The organism is Erythrobacter donghaensis, from assembly GCF_001557325.1.
Classification (GTDB): Bacteria; Pseudomonadota; Alphaproteobacteria; order Sphingomonadales; family Sphingomonadaceae; genus Erythrobacter; species Erythrobacter donghaensis_B.
In genome coordinates this window covers 1-495 of record NZ_LSJS01000074.1, presented here as the reverse complement: position 1 = coordinate 495, position 495 = coordinate 1, and the positions used below count along the sequence as shown (strand labels likewise).

Sequence of the window (495 nt, the reverse complement as noted above, 5' to 3'; positions counted from 1 at the left end):
GACGCCGAAGACGCGGTAGCGTGCGCGGAGGACCGCGCGACGTTCTGGGCGGTTGGAGAACTTTCACGCGACCGTGTCACCACTGTCCGTGTCCCCATACCGGCGGTCATGAGCGGTCAGGCCCGGCCCCACAGCCTGTCGGCGACGCTAGCATGGTTCACACCCGTGCAACCGGGACGCAAGAGCTACCGATCCGTTCGCCTCAAGCTGCTCGATCCAGCAGAAGCCGGCACTTTGGGCGTTTCTCCGCGAAGCCTTCAACCGGACGGCAATCAGACTAATCGCGGCACCATATTCATGCGTTGCTGGGAAGGTGACAAAGCGCCGGTCGTCGGCCCGGATATGACGATTGACCTCGTTGTGCAGCGCGATCCAGATCCGGGCACTCCGATAGATGAAGCTGTACCATTCGGTCTTGCGGTCACGGTCGCCATGCCCGGCATCGTCGGTCTCTACACGCAGGTCGCACAGCGCCTCGGCATCGCGCCGCGTCAG

General features: G+C 63.6%; 1 protein-coding gene. It reads right to left on the bottom strand.

The genetic code is table 11. The features are described 5' to 3' along the window. Window positions 1-147: 147 nt before the first annotated feature. On the bottom strand, window positions 148-495 hold a 348-nt coding region (locus AX692_RS19990), incomplete at its 5' end, for a hypothetical protein (protein WP_196491759.1).